The organism is Geomonas anaerohicana (assembly GCF_016458305.1).
In the GTDB taxonomy this organism is placed as follows: domain Bacteria; phylum Desulfobacterota; class Desulfuromonadia; order Geobacterales; family Geobacteraceae; genus Geomonas; species Geomonas anaerohicana.
Window position 1 is genome coordinate 1 of the sequence record NZ_JAEMHL010000021.1, and the last position, 25,187, is coordinate 25,187.

Genomic DNA, 25,187 nt, shown 5'->3' on the forward strand with positions numbered 1-25,187 from the left:
CGCTCTTTTTTCGTGCGAGAACTTTGGTTTTAATGTCTTGTGCGCAACTTTTTGAAGTTGAGACGTCGCCTCGGAGAGATGTCGCTCCTTTTCCGTGCGAGAACTTTGATTTTTATGTTTTGTGCACGACTTTTTGAAGTTGAGACGTCGCCTCGGAGAGATCTCGCTCTTTTTTCGTGCGAGAACTTTGGTTTTAATGTCTTGTGCACGACCTTTTGAAGTTGAGACGTCGCCTCGGAGAGATCTCGCTCTTTTTTCGTGCGAGAACTTTGGTTTTAATGTCTTGTGCACGACCTTTTGAAGTTGAGACGTCGCCTCGGAGAGATCTCGCCACGAAGTGATGCCGGCGAACTGGCGTTCCCCCCTTTGCGAAGGGGGGCCAGGGGGGATTTGCTTTTGGTGGCTCTTTGGGAGGGCTTTGCTTTTCAGAAGGAACTGCAGCTCCGGTCTGCCACAAAACCGGCAGACCGAAGCGAAGTAATGTGAAATGTGGTTACAACACGATGATGGAAACAGGCTGCGACCACGGCCCCGGCCCTTCCGGCCCATCAGTCCTCATCCTGACGTAGTACCTGTTGGCCGGTTCCAGGTTCTTCATGATGATCTTGGCGCAACTGGCGTGGTGACCACCAGGGTTGTACCAGCTTGCATCAGAAGTCGGTTCGCCTTTGCAGAGATTGATGAGGTACGGCCCGCCCCCCCGCACGTGGGTCCCTTGGATGAGAATCCATCCCGTCTCGCCTCTCACATGTTTCACATCGAGACGAATCGGCACGTTCTGATGGGAGGAATTCGCCCTGCGGGAATTCTTGTGGGCTGTTTCCTTCGGCGGCAGAGTCAAGGTGCGGAGGAGGGTCGGGTCCCTCCGGTGGATCGCGATGCTCTTCATGTAACTGACCGAGCCAACCACATCGAGCTCGCAAAAATCCCGCCTTTGCTGGCGCTGATCCCTGAGTAGGACGTCCCCCCGGTCGGCGCCGATGCTTAGCTGTTTCATGATTGCCACATGCTCCCTCAAGGTATCCCCGGTACATGCGTGGTTGGGACGGTTTTCATTGTAGAGTGCATTAGCATCCAGGGCATCGGCAAGATCGGTTACGGTGATAAATAACTGAGGGAAAGTCTGCTTTCGGAGATTGACTTCGACCGAATCGTACTCCTCTACTAACATAGTATCCTCCCGCGAAAAACGATTGGGATGTTTTAATGTTTTTCAATATAGCAGAGGCGGAAATTCCGTCAAGCCCCTGGAGCAATCTCTTACCCCGCCTCCTCCCCCAAAAACGAAAAAGGCTCCGATCAGCTCACAGCAAGCCAACCGAAGCCCAGAACTTTTACAACCGTATTCTTTACGCCGCGCTCTGCAGTCGAAGCGTCTCCCACCCGATGCAAGCAAGCCTGATGTAGACGGGAATAGGCTTGTGACCGCCGTGGTAGTACACGACCGTCCGGCGTGTTATGCCCAGCGCCTTGGCGGCGGCTCCCAGCGAAAGACCGTTGCGCTCCATCCAGGCGTTGAACTCCGTCACCGGGTAAGCAAGCCCCGCTTGCTCCTTCCCAAGCCGATAAAGGGCATCCGCATCGATGCCCAGTTCGCCGTCCCCCCATTCGATCCCGTGCCCCCACTCCTCCACCTGTGCACTCTCGAAGAAGTTCCGGTCCCGCAGTTTTTCGTATCCAGGTGAGTCCAGGTATTCAGTGATGTCAACCGTGGTATGCTTGCCGGAGCGCCAGGAGACCGTTACCTGCGACGGCGCCTCGGCGGCGACCGATGTAATCATCTGTTGAGCCATAACACTATCCCCGATTCAGCTTTATCCACTCATCCCAGATGCGCGCCCTGTTAGCCCGAGCCCACGCACGTGCTACCAACAAAATGTCCCGATTTTCCAGTTCCGGTTGTGATGAAGACGGGTCATGCGAGGTCAGCATAGGGAAATCTATTCCCCATGTCAAACGCATCCCCTCATCCCTTTGGATCCCCGCCTTGCAACTGTTGGTTAAAACAAGTGAGGCTTGCCAATGTTGCAAAGTCCCCTGTCTCACAAGAGATTGCAACATTGCAAGCCTGGCCCCAGATTTCATCGATTCAGCTTTTTCCACTCGTCCCAAATCCGCGCCCTGTTTGCCCGAGCCCGCCTACGTGGGAATTACCTTACGCCTTAGTACCGGACTTTACACCTGACCCTAGAATCCCTTTCTGCCGCGCTGGTCCTTCCTCCCCGGAATATCATTTATTGTAATTAAGCCATTGACTCTGAGACCAACCTGGGATAGCTTCGTTAGCTTAAGTTTAGAATCTGCATAAAGGGGAATAATATGAAATGTCTGCGCCTATTTGGTTTAGCCTCAACTTTACTTCTATCTGCATGTGCCTCACCGAAATACAACTATATGCCTGTAACTACGGCAATAAGTGAACCACCTATCGACTCCATCAACATGACTCAGGTCGGAGACACCATGGTTCGCCAAGGAAAATATCAAGAATATGATGCTATTTATGTTACGCGAAAAGCCGATCCTAGTTGGGCTTACACCCTTTATCCGGGTTACTACCTCAAGCAAGGTGAAGACGAAACTGCAGAATATTACTACCCTGGAGGTGGAGACGATTCAGGACGCGTAGTAAAGTCCGGACTAGCTGACCCTTGGACAAGTATCATGACCCAAAAAGGCAATAGTGAGATTTGTGTAGTAACTGTCTTCAATGCATACGTTTGCGGAGACAGCAATAGTTTCGAACGTAGGAAAAAACTTTCAATTACTCAGGATTCGTTTCAACAATCCTTGATTTACAGTGGAAAACTTGGGAACAAAATCAATGTTGGGTATCGAGAGTTTTCAAATAATATAGCAAGACCTGCTTTTAATAACAATGTTGAATATGATTTATCAGAATCGAAGATCATCGCATACAAGGGCGCTAAGTTGGAGATAATTGAAGCAACAAATCAATACATTAAGTATAAAGTCATAAGCAATTTCAACAATGCAGTCCAGTAGATGAATCCCAGCTAAGGACATGAGGACGGAGGACGCCCGTGATTCCGCTTCTCCGGGGACTATAAATTTTACAGGCGTCCCTATGTTTCCACGAAGAAGTCGCCGATGACGTGAACTACTTTTCTGTTCAGGGTGAAGCGTAAAGGCTCCACTGGCACTTTGCCAGCGGAGCCTTTGCAATTGCGGTGGCGGGAATCGTACTCTGGGTCATTGTGTTGAAATGATTCAGGAATATCCTTAAAAAAGCGAGAAGTTATACCCCCAGATACCCCCAATTTTCGCCGCTGCAATCATCTGCAATCTGGGAACCCAACCCGGAACCGGAGGTGTTTATCCCCACATTTTTTGATGCGCGTTGTGCAGTCGAATGGTCTCCCATCCGACGCAGCCAAGAGGAATGTTGGCCCAATGGTGCGTGCCGATGAGGGAAACCATGTCGGAAGGCGCACCCGCCAAGTCGGAGCGCACATTGACGCTCGATTCCATTTGTACAATTATATTTTGCCTAGCCTTGAGTTTTCCATCTCAACAAAGAATGACTGCGTTGCCTCATCAACATTGAGTTTCATTTTAAAGCAATAGAATTGTTTTTCATTGCTCTCAAATGACCCAAATATTATTGTGTTCAAATTTTTTGGGACCAAAACTGAACCATCATCTATTGATATGATATTTTTAATTGCCTGAGGCATATCACTATGATCAATGGCCTCACTGTCATTCCATATAGCAAGAATGGCGTGGAAATCTGCAACCTGGTTAAATTTGTTAGTTACCTTTGAGTAAACCTTTTGAATACAGTTTTCTACAGAAGCATAATCAACAACTTCGATATCATCCGCTAGGTCTGAAGAAATTTCATAGGTTTTTTGCAATTCAGGCGTGGGCCTAAATCGAGTCACCTCAACAAATGCTACAAAAGCTTCCTTTTCAATCTTAAGGTCTGGCCCTTTGTCGCCTTCAGGCTCCATGGTAACCAAATACCCTAATTTCTTGAATATCAGTGCATATCGGAGTTCAGCAAGGTAATCCGCTAATTCCTCTTTAGATTTGGCTTCCTCAATCCTGTTAAATTTAGTTGCGTGCCCAGGTATTGTCATAATGGCAGGAATTCGTTTAACCCAATAGTCAAGGGGCTTGGGATCTAAAAACTCAGACAGCTTGATCAAAAGTGATTCAGGAACTTTAGTCTCGACATCAATGCTCATTTCGTTATCTTCCTTTTAAATATGCATTTCATTCCAAAAGATCCTGTGACTACATCTTTTAGCGTTTCAGGAATAATTTGGGGTTCGATTTTTATTCTGGTACGCTTTCGCCTGAATTTTGAAGCTGCAACGATCGCTTATGCTGTTATCGTCAAGGTAACGAGCCCGCCTGAGCATGGCCAAGTGCTTAGGGATTGAGGGTGATGTAAACACCCTCACCGTGGTATTTGCTATTCGTATCTTTACTGACCTTGATTTCGTTTTTAGGGGTACCACCCGTTATTAAAAGTGAAGAGACTTTTGCTATAAGATCATTTTGGCGGCTGGTATTACCTTTTTCATAAGATGTGGAGTCTAAAATTATGGATACAGTTTTACCTCGTGGTACTAGCTTGCCAAAGTTACGAAGAACGTACTCAGCATCATTGCTCAGCTTATCCTCAGATGTGAGCGGCACATAAAAGTATAGGCTCTCTGGTTCCTTCTTTGAGCTCTCTTTGGTGCATGCTATGCTCCTGTACGAAACTGTGATAACCAGGGCGCCAACAATAACAAGAACTAAACCAGGCAAGGCTTGAGCCAGTGGTGACAAACGCCCGGGTTTAATAAAATCAGCAACTGTAGTTGCAATGATAAGAAGGATACCAGTTGCTACTATAACAGCACTTACTGTGAAAACAGCGTTTGCCTCAAGCATTACCATTGCCCCCAATAATATAAAATGTTCATCATATTCCTATCAACTTACTGGTGAGATGTAATCTCGCCAGAAGCGAGATTTATCTAAGCAAAAGAATGCCTGCTCTAGAAGCACTAAACCGCCGTCACCCAATAACTCTTTTGCCAAGCAAAGCATTGTCTCCGGGTCACAGGAGCCGAACTCAAGTTTAATCAACGCGCTGGGTGGAACAGGACGTTTGTTTACTAAATACGAAAGTCTTAAAATATCCAATACAACCTTATTCAAAAGGTCGTAACGAGAAATGTCGGAAAGATCAGCCCTCTTGACGTATATGTGCGAAAGAGCTATCAAGATCTTAAGCCTTTTTTTGTTCATCGTGTACTTGGTTATTTCAACTCGGCGCTTCCATGTTCCATCACCTTTTACCCAAGCTCCATAAGCTGCGATATGAGTAGCGAGTTCTGTTCTTAACCAACTTTTGAGAACCAGCCGTTCCTTTGGGACCCAAATCAGGTCCAACTTCTTAGTCTTAATCCTACGACCGGTTCCGACTAACATTAAATCGAAATCGGAATCTGGCCTCTCGCAACCGCAAGCGTAAGAGCCAAAGATAACAGCTTCCTCAGCCATATCTATGCTTTCGAGCAAGGACTGACGGTCCTTCTGCCCAAGACCACGCAGCACTCTATCCAATACTTCACTCGCTACTTGCATTTTCTTGGATACCCTCAAGTAGGTGCATAAATCTTTTTTCGAAATCTACCGCCATATCTCTTAGGTCGGATAGGTCCTCGTCCTCAATTGTATCAGTCGAAGAAATTGCTGAAATTTCCTCCATCTGTTCAGTAAGCCTAACGAGTGATGTATCCTTAAGGTTGGCGGGCACCTTGTTCAGTACCTCGCTTACTTCTATGGCAGGAACACCTCTAAACATGTCGAGTTTGAGCAGTGAGTCTAGCAACGACTTCCAGTAAGTCGGCAAATCACTGATGTCGCCATATTCAATTTGACCTACAAGAGCTAGTACATCTTCCTCAATGTTTGATAATAAATCTTCCATAAATTACCTTAGGATAATGTTTTTTATGATGAACAATGTAGAGATCAGAAAAAACTGGACGTAAAAAAAGAAGTTGTGCCTTCTGACTTCAAATAGCTTTTCCCAGTCGATACACCGAGCTTTTGCCTTTCGCATCTCAGCAGCAATTCTTGGGACAGATTCAACAACTTTAGCTGCAATTTTTAACATAATTTCACTCCTGTCGGAGTCATCATCTCTTTGCACAGCAAAAAGGAATTGCTCAATAGTTTTTGCACGCCTTCCAAGAGCGACCCCAAGCACTTCTTGCTCGTACTCCTGATAATGGAAAGTGAGTGGAATGATAAACGTCACTACCCAGTATATGGGGCTCATATCCTGCGAGATCAATCCAGCCAAAGCAGCAGATAAGACAGTTATTGACCACCCTCTAATCTTGAATTTGAACTCGCCAATTTTATCTAGCTTCTCTTGCAGGATCTCATACTCTGCTGTGAGAAGTTTCTGGTCTATCTTTTCGGCAGGATTATCAGCCCTCATGAGTACAGTACCTTGTCTTTAGAATCAGGGTAGCCCTGTTTAGTAAGAAGAGAAAGCACAAAAGTATACCATCTTAAACGTTTCTACGCTCTTATGCCTCCCTATGCCGCATTTGTCACGCCAGGCAATGAAGGCACCACTGATGCGCCTCGTTGGAGGGTACATTGGTCGCACAAGCGAAACTAGCACATGATTGTTTTGACGCGCTCCCAGAAAGATTTACGTAGTAGGGAGTCCTAGTTTATCGAAAAAGCATTTGTTGCGTTCTTTTGCCGAATTTACAAGACGATTATAAAATATAACTTCAATGTAGGCCTTGAAGCCTGGATTGTATCCAAAATAGCCGAGGTGATCACTAGTAACAGTCAAACCATGAATCTTACAGCGATTGATCATTGTTGGGGTTGAGTCGCAAACAACATAACAGAATCCTGGTATATCAGGGGAATGCGGGATAGGTCGACCGTTTGCGGTTGAAACAGATCCGTTGCGAACTCTGTCCAAATATCCAAGAGCTTGTTCAATAGGATCTTTTTCTTCACCTTGTTGTGCGTCATTCCTCATTGGACGTTTGATCTCGACAACAACAATAGAAGCTAGCGGTAAGCCTGCACTTTCTGCCACTAAGATGGGATTGTCAAATACGTTTAGGGACAACAGATCAGGCTCCTTGGTTTCTGAGGCTCCAGTGATGGGCATTGAGGCCAAGGTCTTGTCTGAGGCTAAATAATTGTGGAAAGCTAGCCTTTCATCTATTAACCATAGGTTACAGTTGTCTATCAAAAGCTCATTAGAGTCTTTTCCCATTGGCATAATCAAGTTGTGTATTAGATCTTCTCGAGCATACCTGCCATCTGGTCCGCGTTGTATTGCTTTTTCGAGCAAGTCCAATATCACCTTACGATGCGACACATAATTAGCCAGGTCAGATTTTTTTATATCTTCAGCTGTACTAAGATATTTATCCAAGCGCTTCTTATAATCTGCCCATTCTTCATTAATTCTAGGGATCATAATTTCGTGACCCTCAGATAGCAATTTACTTTCTAACTCCGTAAGATACTTGTGCAAGATGAGATCCAACTCTTTATCCGAAATATTAGGGTCTACGGAAAGCTGATCTTCTGGAATATAGGACAATATTGGTCGGTATCGTGGAGCTTTGTTACAAACAAAGAAATCAAGGCGCTCACGGCCTCTTTTCCTACTTTCCTTTAGATATTCTCCTAGGTGGTCCTTTGCCTTTTCAAGAACCAACTCGCGTATATCTGAGAAAGAAATCTGATCTCCGGCGAATAGACCGTCAACGTCATCATCTATGTCAAACCCGGTCCTCTCGGAACGAACCTTATCATTCAGATACTGCGAACTTACGTAGCAGGAATAGATAAATCCTCCAGAGCCATCATCAATCCTTCCATATAACCCAGACAACTTTCCTTTTATACATTCTTCTTTAACTAGCCTATTGGCTGCACAATAAGCAATCATATGTGACTGACTTGTATTAGAGTAAAGCCTTACATGAGTTAATTCGAACATAATTCATTTTATTTTAATTTGTTCTTGCTTCGCTGAAGCACGCATGTTCGATTCATAAATTTCATCTAGATTAAATGTATCAGTCCCATCTATTATGAATATTTGAGGTGCTCCGTCAGGTCTTACATAGTACCATAGACAGTGCTCGAACAAACTTTTTGCTATGCTTTCAGCGGATTTTTTAGAGGCCTCACGGTATCCTTTCATGAATCCATCAAGATGGACAGAGGTTCTTGCATCAATTCGAGTGGTAGCAGCAGTTTTTTCGTTGACGACCCCAGCCGAAGGATCAAAATCAAACGTTCTGCGAAGTAGCGTTCCCCCTGGTTCTCTATAGATGCTTTCAATTCCTACTTTGTTAAATGCTTTTAGCCATAAAAGTCGGCCAACTCCTCTACACCCTTTATCTATTTTGTAATCACTGTCCAGAGTTTTAAAAGACAAAAAATTTCTATCTGAAAAACCAACTCCGTTGTCATGTACCTTAAAGCCAATTATTTCTGCAAGAGGTTCTCTACCCGGTTTATTTTCGCTGGCATCATAATCAAATTGTGACTGCTCGCCTCTAATGATTTCTACATCTATTCTCCCTAGATCAAGACGTAACCCTGCTTCCTCAATAGAATGAATTGAGTTTACTACTGCCTCAAATAACGGAAGCAGTCCACTTGTTTTCGGAAGGCTTGTGTGCTTGACTCGCCCAAGTAGATTTGTATTCATCCCCATTGCAGTCACTCTCCTCTAATGAACAGTGTGGACGCTCTTTAAACTCCCCTATCTGCAGACAGCGCTTTAACTATCTCCTCTCCTTTAGGGAAGAACATGGACGATCCGACTTCGTGAGCTTCTCACGCCTTTGAAGAACATCTTCTCTACCACAGGTTGGTCCACCAACTGTGTTTCCCATAATGGGGGAAACTGGTGGAACATAGCTGACACAGCAACAACATGCGCATGCCTGTAGGGTGAACTCCGGCGCAACCTCTGGTTAAAACTGTGTACCCTGTTGCCTTTGCATTAGTCCTCCCATTCGACGTAATGCCGTTCCAGGACTTCGCCCCCCTGCCTTAGGACCATTTCGATCTTGTTTATGTCAGGTAGGTTTTGGAAAGGGCCAGACTGATCGTAAGAGCGTAATGCCCCTTGTATCGCCGCATCTTGATTAAAAAGCTGATAACAATACCTTATCGATACGGGACTGCCCTCATCTATTTCTTGAATCCCCAAAGCGAGAGAAATTTCGCGGAAGTGTTCAAGATCCTGATCCCTCTTCGCTTGATCCATTGCGGCCTTGACCAGTTTGAAAATTTCTCTCATCGCAATTATTCTCCACGTCCATTTTGATCCCAACTGGTGAGCAGGCGCAGCATACCATGCCAAGTTAATGAATGACAATGATAAACTGTTCCTGCGTACCGGTTGGCATGCCGCTATTTTTTGTTAAAGTACGCCACAAGAGTATAGGGGTTTGGAGCGGAGGCCATATCCATTTTTCTGATTGGGGTGAATAGACATGACGTCCCTATCACCGGGGATGGTATCGGGACAGGCGGGCGGGTATTTCTCCAGGGAGGACTACTACCTGCGAGGCACCGAGAACGAGTGCGTGTGCCACTGGCACGGTCGGGGGGCGAAAGCGCTGAGGCTCGACGGCCCGGTGGGTGAAGAGGAGTTCCGGGTGCTGTGCCGTGGGGAGGACCCAGAGGGAAACCGGATCGTGGCCCCTGACGCGGGACCGGAAGAACGATTTGCCCGTCGAGACGCACCGGGCCGGCAACGACTGCACCTTCTCCGCTCCCAAGTCCGTCTCCATCGCCCATGCTACAGGGGTGGACCAGGTCAGGGAGGCGCACGACGAGGCGGTTCTCTCGGTCCTCTCGCACTTGGAGGAGCATTACTGCCATTACCGCACCCCCGAGGGGAGTAAGTGCGGCGATATGGTGGCGGCGAAGTTCGACCACGCCACCTCCCGCAACGTGGATCCGCAACTGCACTCCGACGTCTTCGTGGTGAACGCGGTGCACACCGGGGAAGGGAGCTGGAGGGCGAACGAACCGAGGGCCATTTTTCAGGACCAGAAGTCCCTGGGACTTTTGTATCGGCAGGCTCTCGCCCGGGAACTTTCGGAGGGGGGCTTCGAGGTGAACAGTGACCCGGATTTTCGAGCGAGGCTTCGAAGAGTGCGGCACCTATTTCGCCCAGGTGAGGCAAGAGCTGGAACGGGGCCGGGAGCTTTCCATCTCCCGCACCGCTCCCGAGGCCTCGCACGTGGTGGAGCTGGCGCTTCGGGATCTCACCGAGCGCGAGGCCGTGCTGGACCGGGCGCGATTTCTGGACCAGGCGGTGCTCGTTTCGGGGGGAGCATTCCCTTGCCGAGCTGAACCTCGCCATCGACGGCGAGATTCCCGAGCAGCGGCTCGGGCGTGACGCCAGGGGACGGTAGTTCTAACACGCGGGAGATGCTGGAGCTGGAGTCCCGGAACCTGAAGAGGATCAGGGAATTTCCTCTCTTCGAGAGCGTGGCGCGCGTCCCCGAGGTCGAGGCGTACCTGGAGCTTTGGCAGGAGAGAGAGGGCGTCCGGCTGACAGCCGGACAGAAAGCCGAGGTTCACCTAGAACTGACCGGGAGCCGGGGCGTGGCCCTCACCATCGGGGACCCAGGGCCCGCCAAGACCTCCACCCTGGCGATCGTCGAGAGGTTCAACGAGGAGGTATTGCGCCCCCCGAGGGGAGGGGAGGGAGCATCTTTCTGTCAACCTTTCCTATACCGGGAAGGCGGCCCAGGAATTGTCCCTCACCACCGGAAGGCCCGCCTTCACCCTCGACAGTTTCGAAAATGGGAATCCGGCTTCCCAGTTTGCCCTACAGAGGGCGAACGGCGAGCCGCCCATGGTAGTGGTAGCGATGGAAAAATTCTAATTCCAGAAGGGCAGGAGACGCAAGTGGTGCTCCAGGTGGATGAGGGTAACTTTCTCGGGGCAAGGCAGGCGGAGCATCCGCTCGATGTGGTCGAAGAGCTGCGGCAAAGGGGCGTCCCGGTAAAGCTTCATCTGCTCGGAGACTCGAAGCAGATGCAGGTGAGTCCAGGCGGGAAACGTCGCCCCACTCTGCAGAGGTCTGGACCAAGGGGACGGTTGACTAGGCCCACCAGACCGACGTCCTACAGCAAAGAACTGCGGGGGCTCCTCAAGATCACGCGCGAGTGAACCGGGGTGACCGAGGAGACACGTGGTTCCCATACGTTTAAGCTAACAGCGGACCTCGCTTCGCTCGGCTTTATTTTTCCTTATACACCTGACGCAGCCCTTCGGCGCAGCATCAGGTGTAAGTCCTTGAAAAAGGCCGAAAAACCTGCCGCCAGAACGGCGCCTAAAGTGCGTTAAGTCACTGATATCACTGCCGGGCCAGGTGGTCCAGCGGTCAAGAGGAATCAGAGATGGCAAAAAGTAAGATGAATCAGAGATTACCTCCCGAGGTTTTCGAGCGGTTGATGCAAATGCAGGAGTCCCAAAAGCTCTCCATGGGAGACCTCATTTCCAGCGCGCTGGACGCTCTGGAACGGGAAGTATATCTCCCGGAAACGCTTCTGGAGCGCGTCGAAAATCTGGAGGTTTTAGCCCTCTCCATCATAGAAAAAGTCGGGCTTCTGGATCAGAAAACACTGAGCGCTGACAAGATAAAGTACTTTTTCCAAGTCTTGGAAAAACAGCTGGTCGCCCACGACCAAACCGAGCATGCACGTTTCGAACGGATCGCAGGTCCGCGTTGTTTCGATTGAGAGGGGGGGCAGCCGCCACCTAAGAAGGAGGCGAAAAAGAGGCGCTAAATTTTGGACCAAAGCAGCCGGCGCTGACCCGCCGGCTGCTTCAGACGGTCCCGGCCCGTTCTCCGGGGTACGGCTTCGCTCGCGCTGCACCGTCCCCCTCCGAACCGGCCCTTGTCGAGGCGGGGAGTGCCCCGCGCCCACTCCATATTTTTTACTGTTCCAAAAGCTTCCGGGCCAGCGCGTGCAGTTCCGCGTTGGCAAGCGCCAGCACCTTCTTTTTGACCGACCGAGAGTAGTACTCCTGCTCCGTTTTGGTCATGGGGAGCCCCTCCAGTTTCTTCCTGAAGAGGTCTGTCTGCTTAGGCGAGAAGACCTGGGAGAGCGCGAAGGCGAGGGAGAATTCGTCGTACCTTTCCTTCCTGCGCCGGGTGCGCTCCGCGTTCTGTTCCACGTACAGTTCGAAGTTCTTCTTCAGGCGCTCCGGCGAAAATTCAGCTTCCTCCCAAGTGACCGGCTCGTCCGATCCGAGATCTTTGCGCCACGCTTTCACCTGCTCTTTGTCTTCAGGTGAGAGTTCCTTCTTGAGCTTCGCAGCCCATCCGAACTCCAGGTGGTAAAGCGCGTAGAGAGAGAGTGACATAAGGCGGAGCCGCTCCAGGTTGAGGTGGTCCCGCTCTTCCGGCAGGAGCTTTTGGACCTTTTCGAAGCTGAAGCGGTAGTCCTCGGCGGCGTTCGCCAGCAGCACCGGGAAGAGTTCCCAGAGCCGTCCGTCGCCGCTTTTCACGACCTCGGCCACCGTCTCATTTACGTCCAGAGCCTCGTCCGGCTCGAACATCGGCAGGCCGAGTCTGGACAGGCTTTTCATCAGCTCCCGGTTATCCATGCAGTCCCTTTTCTTTCAGCAGATCCACGAAATGTTCGATGTGCGGCCTGAGCCTTGCTTCCGAGATGTCGTACAGGATCATCTCCTGAAAATGCGCCACCAACGCGTCGACATCGATCTCCGAGATCTTCGCTTCAGCGAGCATGAGGCAGTCGTCGAAGTCCACCCTGGTGCCCCGCATCAGCTTACTGCAGATGAGGTCGTAGTAGTTCAGAATGCCGAGGTACAGGTGCGAATACTCACGGAGGAGGAAGTGCCTCCCTTCCTCCAGCGGCGAGGCGAGAAGCCCCGTAGTGTGGATGTTTGTTCCCGGGAAGAGGTCAAACTGGAAGATCTCCCCCTGGCGCTGCCACCCCGATTGGGTCACCCTTTGGTACCCCATCTGCTCCAGGTTCCGGGTGAGGTAGGCGTGCTCCTTCAATACCGGCACCACAAAGTCGACGTCCTTGGTTGAGGCCTTGATGTCCAGCAGCGTGAGGGCGGTGCCGCCGCAGGCGATCAGATGCACCCGGCGCTTCAGGCGCCGGTTCCACTCTTCTAGGATCTCGAAGAGTTGCTCTTTTCCGAGTCTATATTTCATATTGTATCCTTTAGTACAAATTTATGTATAAATCAATACAAAACTATGTACTTTTTCATACAAAGCAAAACCTTAAACCGGATCCAGTCGTGTAACCATGAAATGGAGCAGGAGCCTTAGGGTTTCCGGGTACCCAGCTTGGGCGGGCGGAGCACTTTTCCTCATCTTTTGGAGCACTGGGTGGAATAGTGTGGTTAAATCTTTCCAAGATTGGGAGTAGTTGGAGCTAACGTACAGAGAAGCGACAGGGAGGTTGCACATGAACGATGCTAACGTGCTGCCCGGCGACGGGTACGTGAGGCTGCCCCAGATCATCGGGCAAAAGGTAGTTACCCAGGAACAGGCGGCGGCGAACAGGAAATCCGGCAGGGGACCGAAGACGCCGAGGCCCGCTATTACCCCCCTCTTTCCCGTGAGCCGGGCGGGATGGTATGCCGGGATCAAGAAGGGAATTTATCCGCCGCCGGTCAAGCTCTCGGATCGGATTTCTGCCTGGACGGTTCAGTCAATCCGGGCCCTGCTTGAGAAAGGCTCATCATAAGAAGGCGGCACAAGTGGCGCGGATCGGAAGCGGTGCAGTGATAGCAAAGAAGACCCCTTGTCTTCCGGCAAGGGGCCTCTTGTAATCTCTGTTCTAGGCCTCTCTTTTGAACGGCAGCACCTTCGCTCCGGCCTTAAGCCCGTCCAGGTAATCCGCCCAAGTCTGCATCATTTTGCGCCGCTCGGCAAGGTGGGCCGTGCGGTTGTAGGCGCGACCGTTGGGGTCGCGCAGCGCGTGGGCCAGTTGCTGCTCGATGTAGTCCGGCCGGATCTGCAGCACCTCGTCCAGGATAGTACGCGCCATGGCCCTAAAGCCGTGGCCGGTCATCACGTCCCCGTCGTACCCCATTCTTCTCAGGGCGGCGTTGACCGTGTTCTCGGACATGCAGCGGTCGAAGGTTCTCCCGGAGGGGAACAGGTAGCGGCTGGTGCCAGAGTAGGGCTGCAGTTCCTTCAGGATGTCCAGCGCCTGGGTGGAGAGCGGGACGATGTGGGGCGCCTTGGTCTTCATGCGCTGAGCCGGTATGTTCCACTGTTCAGCTTCGAAATCGATCTCGGACCATTCCGCCTGTCTGAGCTCGCCGGGGCGCACGAAGACGAGCGGCGCGAGTCGCAGGGCGCACCTCACCACGAAACCGCCCTGGTAGGCGTCGAGGTCGCGCAATAGCGGTGCCACTTCCTTGGGCTCGGTGATGGCGGCGTGGTTGCGTCCCTTGGCCGGGGGGATGGCCCCTTTGAGGTCGGCAGCGACGTCGCGCTTCGCCCTCCCCGTGGCGATGGCGTACCGGAACACCTGGCCGCAGATCGTCTTTACCCGGTGCGTCGTTTCCAGGGCACCCCGCGCCTCGATGCGGCGCAGCACCGCCAGGAGTTCCGGCGCCTCGATCTCGCCGATGGGGGCTCCGCCTAACCAGGGGAAGACGTTTTGTTCCAGGCGGGCCAGGATGGTCTGCGCGTGCCCCTCGGTCCAGGTCGGCTTGAACCGCTCCCACCACTCCCGGGCCACGATCTCGAAGCTGTTCGCCGCACGCTGTTCCCGGGCACACTTTTGCGCCCGGCGGGCCGCTCCGGGATCAACGCCGTTTCTCAACTCTTTGCGGGCCGCCCGCATCAGGTCGCGCGCCTCGGCGAGCGGTACCTGCGGGTAGGTCCCGAGAGCCAGCACCTTTTCCTTCCCTTCGAAGCGGTATTTGAGCCGCCAGTATTTCCCGCCGCCGGGATTGATCAGCAGGTACATTCCCTCGCTGTCCGAAAGCTTGATCGGCTTCGCTCCCGGCTTTGTATTTCGTATCTTTACGTCCGTCAGTGCCACGGCAACCTCCACGTGGGGGTATCAGATTTGTTTTGGGGGTATATTTTGCTTCTTGTACCCCCAAATACCCCCGCTGTCAATGGTTACCACCATACTACACTGGACGCACGAAAAAGAAAAAGCCCTGATTTCTCAGGGCTTTTTGCTCATTTGGATCTTTTAAGATCCTTTAATGGTGGAGGTGGCGGGAATCTCTCTTTGATGCCTCCATGCACATAATTTCAGCAACTTACTACGACCGGATTAATTTTTCGTGGAACAAAACGTGGAACACCATCAATGTCCCAATAAGTTCAATTACCGAATCCGAATACGCCCCCTGCTTTTGTATCCCACATCTTCACCATTTCCGCATTATACCAAAATCGCTTATTTCAATTGTCACATCTGAATCTATATCAACAGCCTGAGAGTGATTCTTTATATTTATTGCAGTATGATAACCGTTATAGTTGTTAGATTGCGCTTCAATTATATGACGGCCTTTTGACACCATGACACTTTCGTACATTGCAAATGGCTGACCATCAACTTTGATACTACCTATATCGAACGTATACGGCGACTTTCCTTTGCTAAGAAAAATACTAAAGCCCTTCTCTTTCAAAACGTTGTATCCACGTTTATCAAATTTTGTTCCAGTATCGCGGTGTATGCCTTGTGAATTAAACCCTTCTCTGTCATAACCGTATCGATCAAACACAGTTCTTGTCAATTTATTTATTCCATCTTTGTCAAATTTTGCCTTATCGTATCCTTCATTGTCATAACCCTTCTTGTCGTATCCATCTCTATCGTATCCTGCCATGTTGAACCCGTTTATGTCATAGCCATTTTTGTCAAAAAGGCTGCCTGTATCCTTATTCTTACTCGATGCGTCCCAGCCGTTCTTATTGAACCCAAGCTTATTGTACCCATTTTTGTCATAGCCATTCCGGTCATAGCCAGATTTATCTAAGCCGTCTGAGTTGTAGCCGTCCTTGTCAATTCCATTACTGTTAAACCCTTTCCGGTCGTATCCCTCTTTATTGAAACCGTCTTTTCTGAAGTCTTTATTGTCATACCCTTCTTTGTTGAAACCGAGCCTGTCGTAACCAAATATATCGTAGCCGTCAATATTGTAGCCTCCGATGTCATACCCCAGCTTGTCAAATTTTGTCATGGTAATTGTATGTATTCCGGTATTAACGTCGAAGCCTCTTTGATTAATCGTTGCACAACCTGTAATAGCAATGAAAAATATCCAGCAAAATAATATTTTCTTCATAACATTCCTCCTGTAAAATTTTGATTACAGTCTATCCAACGACTAGGGACTGACAAATGGTGACATGGAGACGCCCATAATTTCATGCGATTCTTCTATGACTATAGAGGGAACTATCAACTTCATGCACTGCCAATGCGGTGTCTCTTTATTGTCCCGTAACACCTGAATCCAACCACTTAGATCTGTTCGATTAATTTTCTGTGGAACAAAACGTGAAACACCATCTATGTCCCGTATTCAGTTTGATTCCCAAATTCGGAATCGAACTCCTGAAATGGGAATCGAACCGTAGTCCATTGCCGCTCCAGATTGATATGGTCTATCCCTGGACGGACATAAATTGTTCCTGCCATGACGCTGGTGTCTGCACCGATGATTACTTCACCTTGCCGATCATAGAACTCGCTATAATGTCACCAAGGTCCTCAACATTTTCGGGCGTGATCGCCCCATAAGAAACCAATTTTTCGTTAAACTCAGAATTGTAGTTTTTGCCACGCTGCAAAACTACATAGTCAATGTGCTGCAACTCCTTTTCTTCTCCGCCAATCGTTTCAACGTTACTCGTCCTACTCACATATATTACTACATCATATCTCAGCAATTTATCTTTCTCAAAGTGTGAGTACACAACTTTGTTGCCGGGAGAAATTTCTGCGCTGTATTGCTTGATGCCATTTTTGATACTGCCGACAATCGACTCGTCCTCCCACCACGGAACAGTGACTTTGATTTCCGCAGACCATGCCTTCGAGGCCATCACCAACGTAAACAAAACAAGAAATAATCTCAATTTCATCTGATCCCCCCTTATATTGGCAGTTAAGTTAAATAGATGGCATTCCGACTTGTCAATCAGCACCCAATTTTAACCCACCATCTCATCTTGAGACCAACCCCGCAATCTGTAACAGCTCAATATTTAGTAGGGGTGGGTCACCATTGGACGCCGACACTTAGTTAAAATTCTAAGCCGATCAACATTTTACAAGCGCCTCGACACCTACCGTCACATTATCAGCAATTGATTGTCCAGATAAGTTACATCAAGGGTCACCCTCCGTAAGGGGTGGTCATTTCGGATTGATCATGATTGGAGAGTGGCTATTTGCGCGCCTGCTTGCAAGCAAATAACCTCGCAATATCGTAGTCACTGCCCTCTTGGATGCTGTCAATTTGAGGCCAGCGTAGATCAGCTCCAGTGAAGATTTTTTCACCGGAGTTCAAAACGAATTCACCGCCCAAAATCATATGCTGCCTCTCGACACAACTAAACTCAATCATAGTTTCTTCAGATTTAATCCTTGGTTCTAAAGCTGGTGAAGGCTTGGCAGAATCAATCTTTTCTGTTTTAGTAAATATCCGGACATTACCGTTATAGATAGGGTAAATTCTGCTTTTATCGACCATGTACTCAATGTTCCGTTTAGCATCGCGAACCATGGATACCCAATTGCTTTCAGCATAACAATGCGATGCAGTTATCGCCAAAATTGCTGCTACGGCGAGTATTTTCATGCGCCCTCCATAAGTCGATTGAATGTTTCTTAGATGATTCCGTTAGAAACCCACAAGTCATGCAACACAGATCTTCAGGCCGTCCTTTGGCTCTACGACAGCACGGGTCAGAGATTCCGTAAGTCAAGAATCGTGGTAAGTGACGGGAAAGATATCCCAAAAACAGCAGCGATTCATGCCGCCGTTGAGTGTGCCACAGAACTTACTTTCCAACAAGAATTATCAAGCCCTGGAAATCACCTGCCGGTTGCCCTTTGCTGGTTAAGTCGTCGCTTTTTATGATCTTCCTCTATTCCGATATCGCCCATTTCTTACCTGCATGTATGAAAGGTTAGTGATTAAATTAAATGGGGACTGCGGAGTAACACACACCACATTTTAATCAATTGCACCCCCCCCAGCATCTCCATTCTCCTCACAAGTTAGATTCCTATTTTGGGAGTCGAACCAAAGGTCCAACAATACTGCGATCGTTCGTAGCAACTGTCCCTCAACTTGCTCGGCAATAGCTCCTGGACTACACCGGCCAATTGATCATCCGTTAGCAGCCCTGCCCTCATGAGCCCGAAATCATTCAGCTCAAAGATAAATCCTCTCCCTTGAGAAGATAGACCTAAGAAAGTATCAGCAGCTTGACCTCAGGACGGTATTTGTGACAAGATAGAGGCTCATTAGCTCTGTCCCAAACCACCTACACCTGTGATGGTATCTGTAGTCATCACAACTAGACATGAACGGCCGGTAGGCTGTAAACCCCACGTTGGTATCAATGCACCTGAACGACAAAACCATTCGAACGGCACTTAAAGCTTTCCTAGAAAGCAGAAAGCCTTCTCCACACAAGGTTATTGACGAGCTCACTATTAACAACGGGAATGCCATTGCTGATGTTGTATGCATTTACAAACATACCCATTGCTTTGAAATCAAAGGGGACGGAGACAACCTGGATAGGTTAAAGAGGCAAGTACAATTTTACAATTCCACTTTTAGTCGCATTACTATTGTTACAACCGCAAGACATATCAAAAAAGCCAAACTAGTTGTGCCAGAATTTTGGGGCATCATATTAATAGATAACACCAATAGTGGTCCTACTATAAGGTACCATAGAAAGTCTCGCAGGAACTCATTGATACAAAAAGAAGACTCATTATATGTCTTATGGAAGAAGGAGCTTATATACCTAGCAGAAAAGCATCATTTGAAACATGTTAACAAGAACCGCACTCGGAAGGACATTGCTATGGTGATAGCTAACTCGTTGCCCATTAATACTATCGAAGAAGAAATTGCCAGCGTTTTAACACAACGCACTAAGACTTTTTAACATGTGTATTTACACACAGACTTCACTTACAATGTAAGTAACATGAGCGTTTAGTGTATTTTTGATCCATGATTGCGGACTACCTGGCGTAGGGACGTTTTCGCTTCTTCGCTGGATATACTCATCCCCAGAAGAAAACAGTTCCCCTCTAAAGAATGCTTGTCTCGCTATCTGCCTTGCTATTGCGTAATACTGAGCATAGCCGTCTTTGTGTGTCCGGAAACGGCTTCCCCTAACAGCAAAATGTTGATCCTCAAGAGTGTATATAGCTTTCGGAGAAGCAATAGTGGACAACATCTCTGGCCCCAAATCCACATCAGAGTATTCAGGGGACACTACGGCATAGTCTCCGAAGACAGATTTGGCAGATTCATCAGAAAAATATTGATTAAAAACTCTCCATAACTGCGGCTCTTTCCGGTCAAAGAGGACACTAGAATTTGTCTGCACAATATCAGATATAGATGGTGGAATGGAAGACCCTGTAACTATCACATTTCTGCAGGCGTAATCCTCACAAAAGGTGCTAGCAAACTCTGCGGCACTTTGCGCAATAGCTGAAACGTCATAGTTATTTACTATCCTGCAATCCAGCACCAAATCTATATTATCAACCCCAGCTAATATATCCCCCAAAGTCTCTGACAACTCATCTGCTACAAGCTCATAAGATTCAAAAATATCAGGCAACAACCTGACAGCCACATCCTTCTTGCGGGCCTGCGCTAGGTGCCGTCGTACGAAATCAAGATGGTCAGAATCACGGTCAAGGCCAACAACGGGTATCGGATTGTATTGGCCCAAGGCTATCATAGCGTACTCACAAGGGCACACACCGTCCGGCCTGAGGTCTTGATCGACATCAAAAGTATCAAGGTAGAATCTCTTCTTTTCTGCCCAGTGCCTTTTCATGTCCTTCTCTGCTAACTCTATTCGCTTTTTGAAGTCCCCTTCTGTCATATCACGAACTCTGGGGACATCAAAGAACGGGATGACATGCTTGATTGTGTCTACATCCAATCCACACATGGACATTATCTCGTTCTTTTTAAGCTTCAGAAATGGAATATACATAGCAAGAACTATCTCCAGATTACAGTATTAACATCGATTTCATTTACAATCTGTGAATGCCTCTGGTAATGCCCTGTTTCCTTTCGCAGCCTACCTGCGACAATTGCTGGATGTACACCGACCTTCTCAGCGAATTTAATAATACTCAAGTCGTTTTGCGCGTACTTAGGAAACCTATACCACTCCAGTCTCGGAATTAATGTATTCATACTGAGCATATCAGCCTCTCGCTCAGCTTTAACTTGAGTTTGAGAGTCGATATCCTCAACCACAGGCGAGTCGAGTGTGTTGTAGTGCAAAATAATGTGCGACAACTCGTGAAGCAATGTAAACCAAAAGTAATCCAGCCTACTGTACCTTATAGTCATACCTATAACCGGAATTCCGTTACTAAGTTTAGTGACAACTCCATCAGACTTTATACCAGGCACACCTTTCTCATAGACAAGAATAATTCCGTACTTTGCGAGAATTTCAGGGAGTGTTCTTATAACAGACACAGTCCTAGTCAACCTTGATATTTCAAAAAGTGCTTCCTTCCCGAAAGCTTCTTGTACAAATTTAAGACCTGGTGATCTGATAACTACCTCTTTGGCTTTAGTTTCTACCCTGGATACCCAAAAAGACACAAGGAAGTCATTTGTGTTTTCTGCTTTCCTGAAAAGCGCCCGCTTGCCGCCCCCTTCCATAAAGGATTCAACTAACGGTGCCAAAGAAGATATCTTTCGACCTTTCTCTATCCACCCCATTTTCTCCAAGCTATTCCAAGGGATGGCATCCAGGTTTTTTGAAGCATATCTGTAGAAATCAACAAGCCTACACTCTTCCCCCTGCGGGGCACCTGCCACCTCAAAATCTTCTCCTGCTTCAGCGAGAGTATCTATGATGTTACGCATTTGCAAATACCTCCGAACTCTCCCGCTCCATTTCAAGGTAATGTAAATTATGATAAGTCCCATCAGGTCCGAAGTCAGTCATGCCTATTTTATGATAGTAAGTAAGTGCTTTCGGAAGTGAATGCAAAGAGAACCCCGGCCGATACCCAAGCGCTGCAAGGGAAAAGGTAAGAGCTTCTCGAAGAAGCAGGGTGCCAATACCCTTGAATGGAATTGGGGTTTTAAGCACATCTGGTCTGTTCCACGGTGCTGTCGCAAGGTAATCAATATAAAAGATCTCTTCTTTATCTATTCTACTCTCTTTAGGATGGTAGAGAATACACACACCTTGTACCACATCTCCAACAGTTAAATAGAACCACTCAAACTCAGATGTATTTTTATCGTAACACTTATCGAACCAACGCCAGTGGAAGTCTTCAAAGCTACATTCCCTAATCATTTTCTCAAAGATTAAATCATCGCCGTTAGCAACAGCATCAATTGCTTGCATAAGATCAAGGTTATACTGTAGCCATTTACGATCAGTATTAAGGTACAGTATTGGATCTATACCTCGAAAGATCTTATATTCTTCATCTTTATTCGCAATATGGTCGAAAATATTTCCAGTTTTTACCAGAACACTCAAGTTTTTGCTCCTAGCAGCAGCATAAATATTTAACATGACATTGCGGAAAAACGTCGGCTTACTCTTGGACGCAGCGGCGGTGCCCCCCAAGATTCTCCTAATTATGAAGTGGGGACTCAACAGAAGGGATGAATTGTGAGATTCTCACCGCTGCAGCCCCCCTGCGTGCACACCTCATGACCAGCAATCACGAGATCTGCCGCCACCACGGCACAGCTGGAATGAATATACGAATCTTTTTAAGGCATTTCAAGAATTAAAACAAACTCAACTAAATTTGCTGACCTGAGTGCATAATTAAGAGTACCCTAAGACTTGCTGGGGCGCCCCGCAAAGAAGATCGGTTATGTAGAAGCCACTTTCGAACCTCCTATGGTTTATGTAAATGAAAAGGACCGGTGATCCCGGCCGTCCCACTTCTAGGCGTTCAGGTACTTATATATCGACTCCCTACTGATTCCTAGATCATCGGCAATCTTCGTTTTCTTCTCTCCCGCAGCAACCCTCGCTTTGATAACCGTCACTTGATCATCGGTTATCGCTCGTTTTCTACCTTTCCCTTTGTATCCCCCTGCCGCTTTTCGTATTGCTATCCCTTCTGCCTGCCTAGACTTGATCAGGCTTCTTTCAAACTCCGCAAATGCCCCTAGCATGTTCAGCATGAGTTCTGCGAAAGGGTCTGCCTTCCCGGAGAAGGTAAGGTTCTCCTTGATGAACTGCACCAATGCCCCCTTCTCCACGATCTCAGAGACGATCTTTTTAAGATCAAGTAGATTCCTTGCGAGACGATCCATGGAGTGAACCACCACCGTATCACCCTTGCGCACATGCTTGAGTAGGGAGTGGAGGGCGGGGCGCTCCATCGACTTCCCGCTAATCTTGTCCTCAAAGACTTCATCCAACTCCAGACCGTCGAGCTGCCTGGCACTGTTTTGGTCATATGAACTCACGCGCTTGTAGCCGATTGTCTGGTATGCCATGTCTCCCTCCTTGGATGACATCAAAGTGCGTAAAAATAGTCTAGACCCTTCAGATAAAATGTCAACTAATATACATTCTGACCGTTAATGCACATAAAAAATGTGGCAGGAAAGTGTGCATCAGCGGTGTACCCCATATCAACACAATTGTCACAGCGCGCAGGATCAAACACCAACACTTTCATAGCAGGAAGAGACATCTAGCCCCCTTGCCTTCCTGCCATAAACGTCACACGTGAATGGCAACATTCACGGGAAAGATAAGATTGGACAGATTGAAACCATCACTCTTGCTAGCCTGACTCGTTTCGGATAAAAGTTTGGCGCAAGAGCCTTAGCTCCTGCGCCTCACTTTTTCCCTTGTCAATCCTATCGCCAAGGCTTTCGGGCGGCCGATTTGCGCGACCGTAGAAGAGGAAGCCCTCGCTAGCTTCCATTTCTAGTATAGTCGGCAGGGCAAGAATTTTTACTATCTGAGGTACCATTCGACGACCGAGCTACGAAAATGTCCAAGCTCCATAGAACAAATCTCCTTTGCATCCCGATACCCGTAACCGCTTGCTTGGAGCTCCTTCACGCGTTCCTGTGCGTATGAGTGGCGCAAGCCATGCGCTCCATTCGACCAGCCCAGCTGTCGACGGGCAGCTGAGGAGACGCTCTGACTCCAAGCCTGTCCGGCGCCGATATCGTAATGTTGCAGATAGCGGACACCGCGATCGGTTACCTGGCGCGGGGTCTCAAGGCGCCTCTCCTCAAGTCGGGCCGCCAAATCATGCGGTACGCAAATCCATCTGGACAAGCCTCCCTTTCCAGTAACGGTGTAGAGGACGCCATCCCTTCCTGAAAAAAGATCATTTCGCCAGGAGCGCCTGTCACTACGCGCCATTTCATCAGCCCTCATCAAGGTGTAGGCTTCATGGGCACGAATAGAACAGCGGAAGGAGAGCTCTGTGGTCGTCGCATGAAATGACCGCTGACCGGCGGCTATTAAACGGGCCTGCTCAGCGGTATAGGCCCTGCCTTTCAGGATTCGGTCACGTTCGCTTTGTATCCTGGGCAGCGATTCCTGTCCCCCTCTGTACACCATGAGCCTGTCCAGGCTTTGTCGATCCTGATCCAGAGCCTTCTGCTGAATGATTTCAGCCCGCTGTTCGAGGTATTCAATAGCCGCTTGCCGCTCGCAAGTGCGCAGATCCCCCCGGCGTTCAGAACTTAACCAGTCGGCAAAAAGGGACAGGCTCTGCTTGGCGTTCCGCTCAGTGCCGACGTTCAGCCTGATCCCTGCCGCTGCCCACTCGACAATCATCCGCTTGGCCTGCGTCTTACCTTTGGCAAAACTATGCCCGGCCACCATCATCTCCGCTCTTCACTAGAGTATCTGCTCCCGACACCTTTGGGCTCTCGGGAAGTTTGGCCAGATAGCGCTGCACGGTTGAGACTGCGACTTGTTTATGTTTAGCCTTAAGAAGCCACAGCCGCATCTCTGCGTAGGTCGCGCCCGAGCGCCGCAGAGCAACAAGCTCAGCGCGGTAAGGGTCGAGCGCACTCTTATAGTGCCGACGGCGGCGGCGAGCCATGCAAAGAGCACGGATCTTTTCCAATTCACCTTCAGCATCAAACCATCCAATCATGTTGCGTGTCCTCCATAGCATCAACATAACGATAATGCAGTCGTGCTGCGGCTTCGCTCTGTGTCATAAAATAATGACACAGAGGCGAAGCCTGCGGGTTGGCAATGCCAACTCGCTACGGTTATACAAAAGGCGGCAAGAACGATCGCGTCATCAGACATAACCGACAAAACACGCGACAAATCACAGGGCAAGCCTTCGTGCACAAAGGCCTAAGGATCATCAACTTTCCCCTTGACACATTTCGTCAAGCAGCTAGGTTACGGCAGTGATAACTGGACATGGCCAGGATATGCCCTTTGGGCCCCATGCAGGTGGCAGATACCGTCCATTTGGAAAAGTTCTGCAGGCTATTGAAGCGTCGGCCGCCGAGAGCAGGAAAAGACGCTCAAAAAAGGGTGGGAACAGTCAGACCCGTCTTTCAAGACGAACTGTGGCGAACGGCATAGCCGTGCTGCACGGTCCTTTGGTACCGGCAGTGAAGATCTTACGGTATCGGGTGAGGGCGAGAGGGGAATGTATCGCTTTTGGGAAGTGACGACAGTGCTAGTGGGGTACGGTGGCTGGGTTGTGACAGCGTGGGCATGCACATTCTGGAAACGGGCGGCAAAAGAACTAGACGCGAAGCTCCTCGACGCAGAACAATATGTTGACTGGCTCCGGGCACAGGACAAGCAGTCCGAAATTAGCATTTCTGTCCTGAAGAAGAGGCTGCGCATGGCATATCGCGAGGTGGACTCATTGAATAGGCAGACGGCT

General features: G+C 48.9%; 28 protein-coding genes and 1 pseudogene. 7 read left to right on the forward strand and 22 right to left on the reverse strand.

Annotation, left to right across the window (positions count from 1 at the left end; genetic code table 11):
* Window positions 1–493 precede the first annotated feature (493 nt).
* A complete protein-coding gene (locus tag JFN91_RS20855; protein ID WP_199391078.1) occupies window positions 494–1,171 on the reverse strand; it encodes a fibronectin type III domain-containing protein in 678 nt (225 codons plus the stop codon).
* 178 nt (window positions 1,172–1,349) lie between these two features.
* Entirely contained in the window at window positions 1,350–1,793 is a 444-nt protein-coding gene (locus tag JFN91_RS20860) for a DUF2442 domain-containing protein (protein ID WP_199391079.1), read from the reverse strand.
* Between the two features lie 526 nt (window positions 1,794–2,319).
* On the opposite strand from JFN91_RS20860, the gene JFN91_RS20865 reads away from it, so the two are divergent.
* A complete protein-coding gene (locus JFN91_RS20865) occupies window positions 2,320–3,006 on the forward strand; it encodes a hypothetical protein (RefSeq protein ID WP_199391080.1) in 687 nt (228 codons plus the stop codon).
* A gap of 494 nt (window positions 3,007–3,500) precedes the next feature.
* On the opposite strand, the gene JFN91_RS20870 is transcribed toward JFN91_RS20865, so the two are convergent.
* The 8 genes from JFN91_RS20870 to JFN91_RS20905 form a co-directional block, all read right to left on the reverse strand.
* Window positions 3,501–4,214: a hypothetical protein gene (locus JFN91_RS20870; RefSeq protein ID WP_199391081.1), complete on the reverse strand. Its 714-nt coding sequence runs from the start codon at window positions 4,212–4,214 to the stop codon at window positions 3,501–3,503.
* A gap of 187 nt (window positions 4,215–4,401) precedes the next feature.
* On the reverse strand, window positions 4,402–4,911 hold the full coding sequence (locus JFN91_RS20875) for a hypothetical protein (protein WP_199391082.1): 510 nt from the start codon (window positions 4,909–4,911) through the stop codon (window positions 4,402–4,404).
* Between the two features lie 42 nt (window positions 4,912–4,953).
* On the reverse strand, window positions 4,954–5,610 hold the full coding sequence (locus tag JFN91_RS20880) for a nucleotidyltransferase domain-containing protein (protein ID WP_199391083.1): 657 nt from the start codon (window positions 5,608–5,610) through the stop codon (window positions 4,954–4,956).
* Window positions 5,594–5,956, reverse strand: a complete 363-nt coding sequence (locus tag JFN91_RS20885) for a hypothetical protein (protein WP_199391084.1) — start codon at window positions 5,954–5,956, stop codon at window positions 5,594–5,596. The genes JFN91_RS20880 and JFN91_RS20885 overlap by 17 nt, the downstream gene beginning before the upstream one ends.
* 3 nt (window positions 5,957–5,959) lie before the next feature.
* The gene (locus JFN91_RS20890) at window positions 5,960–6,475 is read right to left on the reverse strand and encodes a hypothetical protein (RefSeq protein ID WP_199391085.1); all 516 of its coding nucleotides are present in this window, start codon (window positions 6,473–6,475) and stop codon (window positions 5,960–5,962) included.
* A gap of 219 nt (window positions 6,476–6,694) precedes the next feature.
* Window positions 6,695–8,017 carry a hypothetical protein gene (locus JFN91_RS20895; protein WP_199391086.1) on the reverse strand — a complete coding sequence of 441 codons (1,323 nt, stop codon included), beginning with the start codon at window positions 8,015–8,017 and terminating at the stop codon, window positions 6,695–6,697.
* A gap of 3 nt (window positions 8,018–8,020) precedes the next feature.
* Entirely contained in the window at window positions 8,021–8,743 is a 723-nt protein-coding gene (locus JFN91_RS20900) for a hypothetical protein (RefSeq protein ID WP_199391087.1), read from the reverse strand.
* A 291-nt stretch (window positions 8,744–9,034) separates the two neighbouring features.
* The gene (locus tag JFN91_RS20905; RefSeq protein ID WP_199391088.1) at window positions 9,035–9,334 is read right to left on the reverse strand and encodes a hypothetical protein; all 300 of its coding nucleotides are present in this window, start codon (window positions 9,332–9,334) and stop codon (window positions 9,035–9,037) included.
* A 217-nt stretch (window positions 9,335–9,551) separates the two neighbouring features.
* Between JFN91_RS20905 and JFN91_RS22545 the strand changes: the two are divergent.
* The 4 genes and pseudogenes from JFN91_RS22545 to JFN91_RS20920 form a co-directional block, all read left to right on the forward strand.
* A pseudogene (locus JFN91_RS22545) lies at window positions 9,552–9,722 on the forward strand (relaxase domain-containing protein); the annotation flags it as partial.
* Window positions 9,706–10,398: a MobF family relaxase gene (gene mobF, locus JFN91_RS20910; RefSeq protein WP_328747814.1), complete on the forward strand. Its 693-nt coding sequence runs from the start codon at window positions 9,706–9,708 to the stop codon at window positions 10,396–10,398. The pseudogene JFN91_RS22545 and the gene mobF, both read left to right, overlap by 17 nt.
* Before the next feature lie 78 nt (window positions 10,399–10,476).
* Window positions 10,477–11,223 (forward strand): hypothetical protein, encoded by a 747-nt coding sequence (locus JFN91_RS20915; RefSeq protein ID WP_199391090.1) that lies wholly within the window; start codon window positions 10,477–10,479, stop codon window positions 11,221–11,223.
* Window positions 11,224–11,453: 230 nt separating this feature from the next.
* Complete coding sequence (locus tag JFN91_RS20920; protein WP_199391091.1) at window positions 11,454–11,795, forward strand: hypothetical protein; 342 nt, start codon at window positions 11,454–11,456, stop codon at window positions 11,793–11,795.
* 199 nt (window positions 11,796–11,994) lie between these two features.
* On the opposite strand, the gene JFN91_RS20925 is transcribed toward JFN91_RS20920, so the two are convergent.
* Complete coding sequence (locus tag JFN91_RS20925; protein WP_199391092.1) at window positions 11,995–12,666, reverse strand: hypothetical protein; 672 nt, start codon at window positions 12,664–12,666, stop codon at window positions 11,995–11,997.
* Window positions 12,659–13,246 (reverse strand): hypothetical protein, encoded by a 588-nt coding sequence (locus JFN91_RS20930; RefSeq protein WP_199391093.1) that lies wholly within the window; start codon window positions 13,244–13,246, stop codon window positions 12,659–12,661. Before JFN91_RS20930 ends, JFN91_RS20925 begins: the two co-directional genes overlap by 8 nt.
* Before the next feature lie 259 nt (window positions 13,247–13,505).
* On the opposite strand from JFN91_RS20930, the gene JFN91_RS20935 reads away from it, so the two are divergent.
* Complete coding sequence (locus JFN91_RS20935) at window positions 13,506–13,787, forward strand: helix-turn-helix transcriptional regulator (RefSeq protein WP_199391094.1); 282 nt, start codon at window positions 13,506–13,508, stop codon at window positions 13,785–13,787.
* Window positions 13,788–13,880: 93 nt separating this feature from the next.
* Here JFN91_RS20935 and JFN91_RS20940 read toward each other — a convergent pair whose 3' ends face one another.
* The 4 genes from JFN91_RS20940 to JFN91_RS20955 all read right to left on the reverse strand — a co-directional run bounded on the left by JFN91_RS20940 (window position 13,881) and on the right by JFN91_RS20955 (window position 17,886).
* Window positions 13,881–15,098, reverse strand: a complete 1,218-nt coding sequence (locus JFN91_RS20940; protein ID WP_199391095.1) for a tyrosine-type recombinase/integrase — start codon at window positions 15,096–15,098, stop codon at window positions 13,881–13,883.
* A gap of 340 nt (window positions 15,099–15,438) precedes the next feature.
* Window positions 15,439–16,365 carry a hypothetical protein gene (locus JFN91_RS20945; RefSeq protein ID WP_199391096.1) on the reverse strand — a complete coding sequence of 309 codons (927 nt, stop codon included), beginning with the start codon at window positions 16,363–16,365 and terminating at the stop codon, window positions 15,439–15,441.
* A gap of 379 nt (window positions 16,366–16,744) precedes the next feature.
* Complete coding sequence (locus JFN91_RS20950) at window positions 16,745–17,167, reverse strand: hypothetical protein (protein ID WP_199391097.1); 423 nt, start codon at window positions 17,165–17,167, stop codon at window positions 16,745–16,747.
* Between the two features lie 305 nt (window positions 17,168–17,472).
* A complete protein-coding gene (locus tag JFN91_RS20955) occupies window positions 17,473–17,886 on the reverse strand; it encodes a hypothetical protein (protein ID WP_199391098.1) in 414 nt (137 codons plus the stop codon).
* A gap of 769 nt (window positions 17,887–18,655) precedes the next feature.
* Here JFN91_RS20955 and JFN91_RS20960 point away from each other — a divergent pair.
* Window positions 18,656–19,216 carry a sce7726 family protein gene (locus JFN91_RS20960; RefSeq protein WP_199391099.1) on the forward strand — a complete coding sequence of 187 codons (561 nt, stop codon included), beginning with the start codon at window positions 18,656–18,658 and terminating at the stop codon, window positions 19,214–19,216.
* 9 nt (window positions 19,217–19,225) lie between these two features.
* On the opposite strand, the gene JFN91_RS20965 is transcribed toward JFN91_RS20960, so the two are convergent.
* The 6 genes from JFN91_RS20965 to JFN91_RS20990 form a co-directional block, all read right to left on the reverse strand.
* Window positions 19,226–20,290, reverse strand: coding sequence for a beta family protein (locus tag JFN91_RS20965; RefSeq protein WP_199391100.1), 1,065 nt, complete (start codon window positions 20,288–20,290; stop codon window positions 19,226–19,228).
* A gap of 8 nt (window positions 20,291–20,298) precedes the next feature.
* Window positions 20,299–21,186 carry an ImmA/IrrE family metallo-endopeptidase gene (locus JFN91_RS20970; protein WP_199391101.1) on the reverse strand — a complete coding sequence of 296 codons (888 nt, stop codon included), beginning with the start codon at window positions 21,184–21,186 and terminating at the stop codon, window positions 20,299–20,301.
* Window positions 21,179–21,817, reverse strand: coding sequence for a GNAT family protein (locus JFN91_RS20975; protein ID WP_199391102.1), 639 nt, complete (start codon window positions 21,815–21,817; stop codon window positions 21,179–21,181). The genes JFN91_RS20970 and JFN91_RS20975 overlap by 8 nt, the downstream gene beginning before the upstream one ends.
* 419 nt (window positions 21,818–22,236) lie before the next feature.
* Window positions 22,237–22,797, reverse strand: a complete 561-nt coding sequence (locus JFN91_RS20980; protein WP_199391103.1) for a recombinase family protein — start codon at window positions 22,795–22,797, stop codon at window positions 22,237–22,239.
* Window positions 22,798–23,266: 469 nt separating this feature from the next.
* Window positions 23,267–24,154 carry a site-specific integrase gene (locus JFN91_RS20985; RefSeq protein ID WP_199391104.1) on the reverse strand — a complete coding sequence of 296 codons (888 nt, stop codon included), beginning with the start codon at window positions 24,152–24,154 and terminating at the stop codon, window positions 23,267–23,269.
* Window positions 24,135–24,428: a hypothetical protein gene (locus tag JFN91_RS20990; RefSeq protein ID WP_199391105.1), complete on the reverse strand. Its 294-nt coding sequence runs from the start codon at window positions 24,426–24,428 to the stop codon at window positions 24,135–24,137. Before JFN91_RS20990 ends, JFN91_RS20985 begins: the two co-directional genes overlap by 20 nt.
* Window positions 24,429–25,187: the final 759 nt, after the last annotated feature.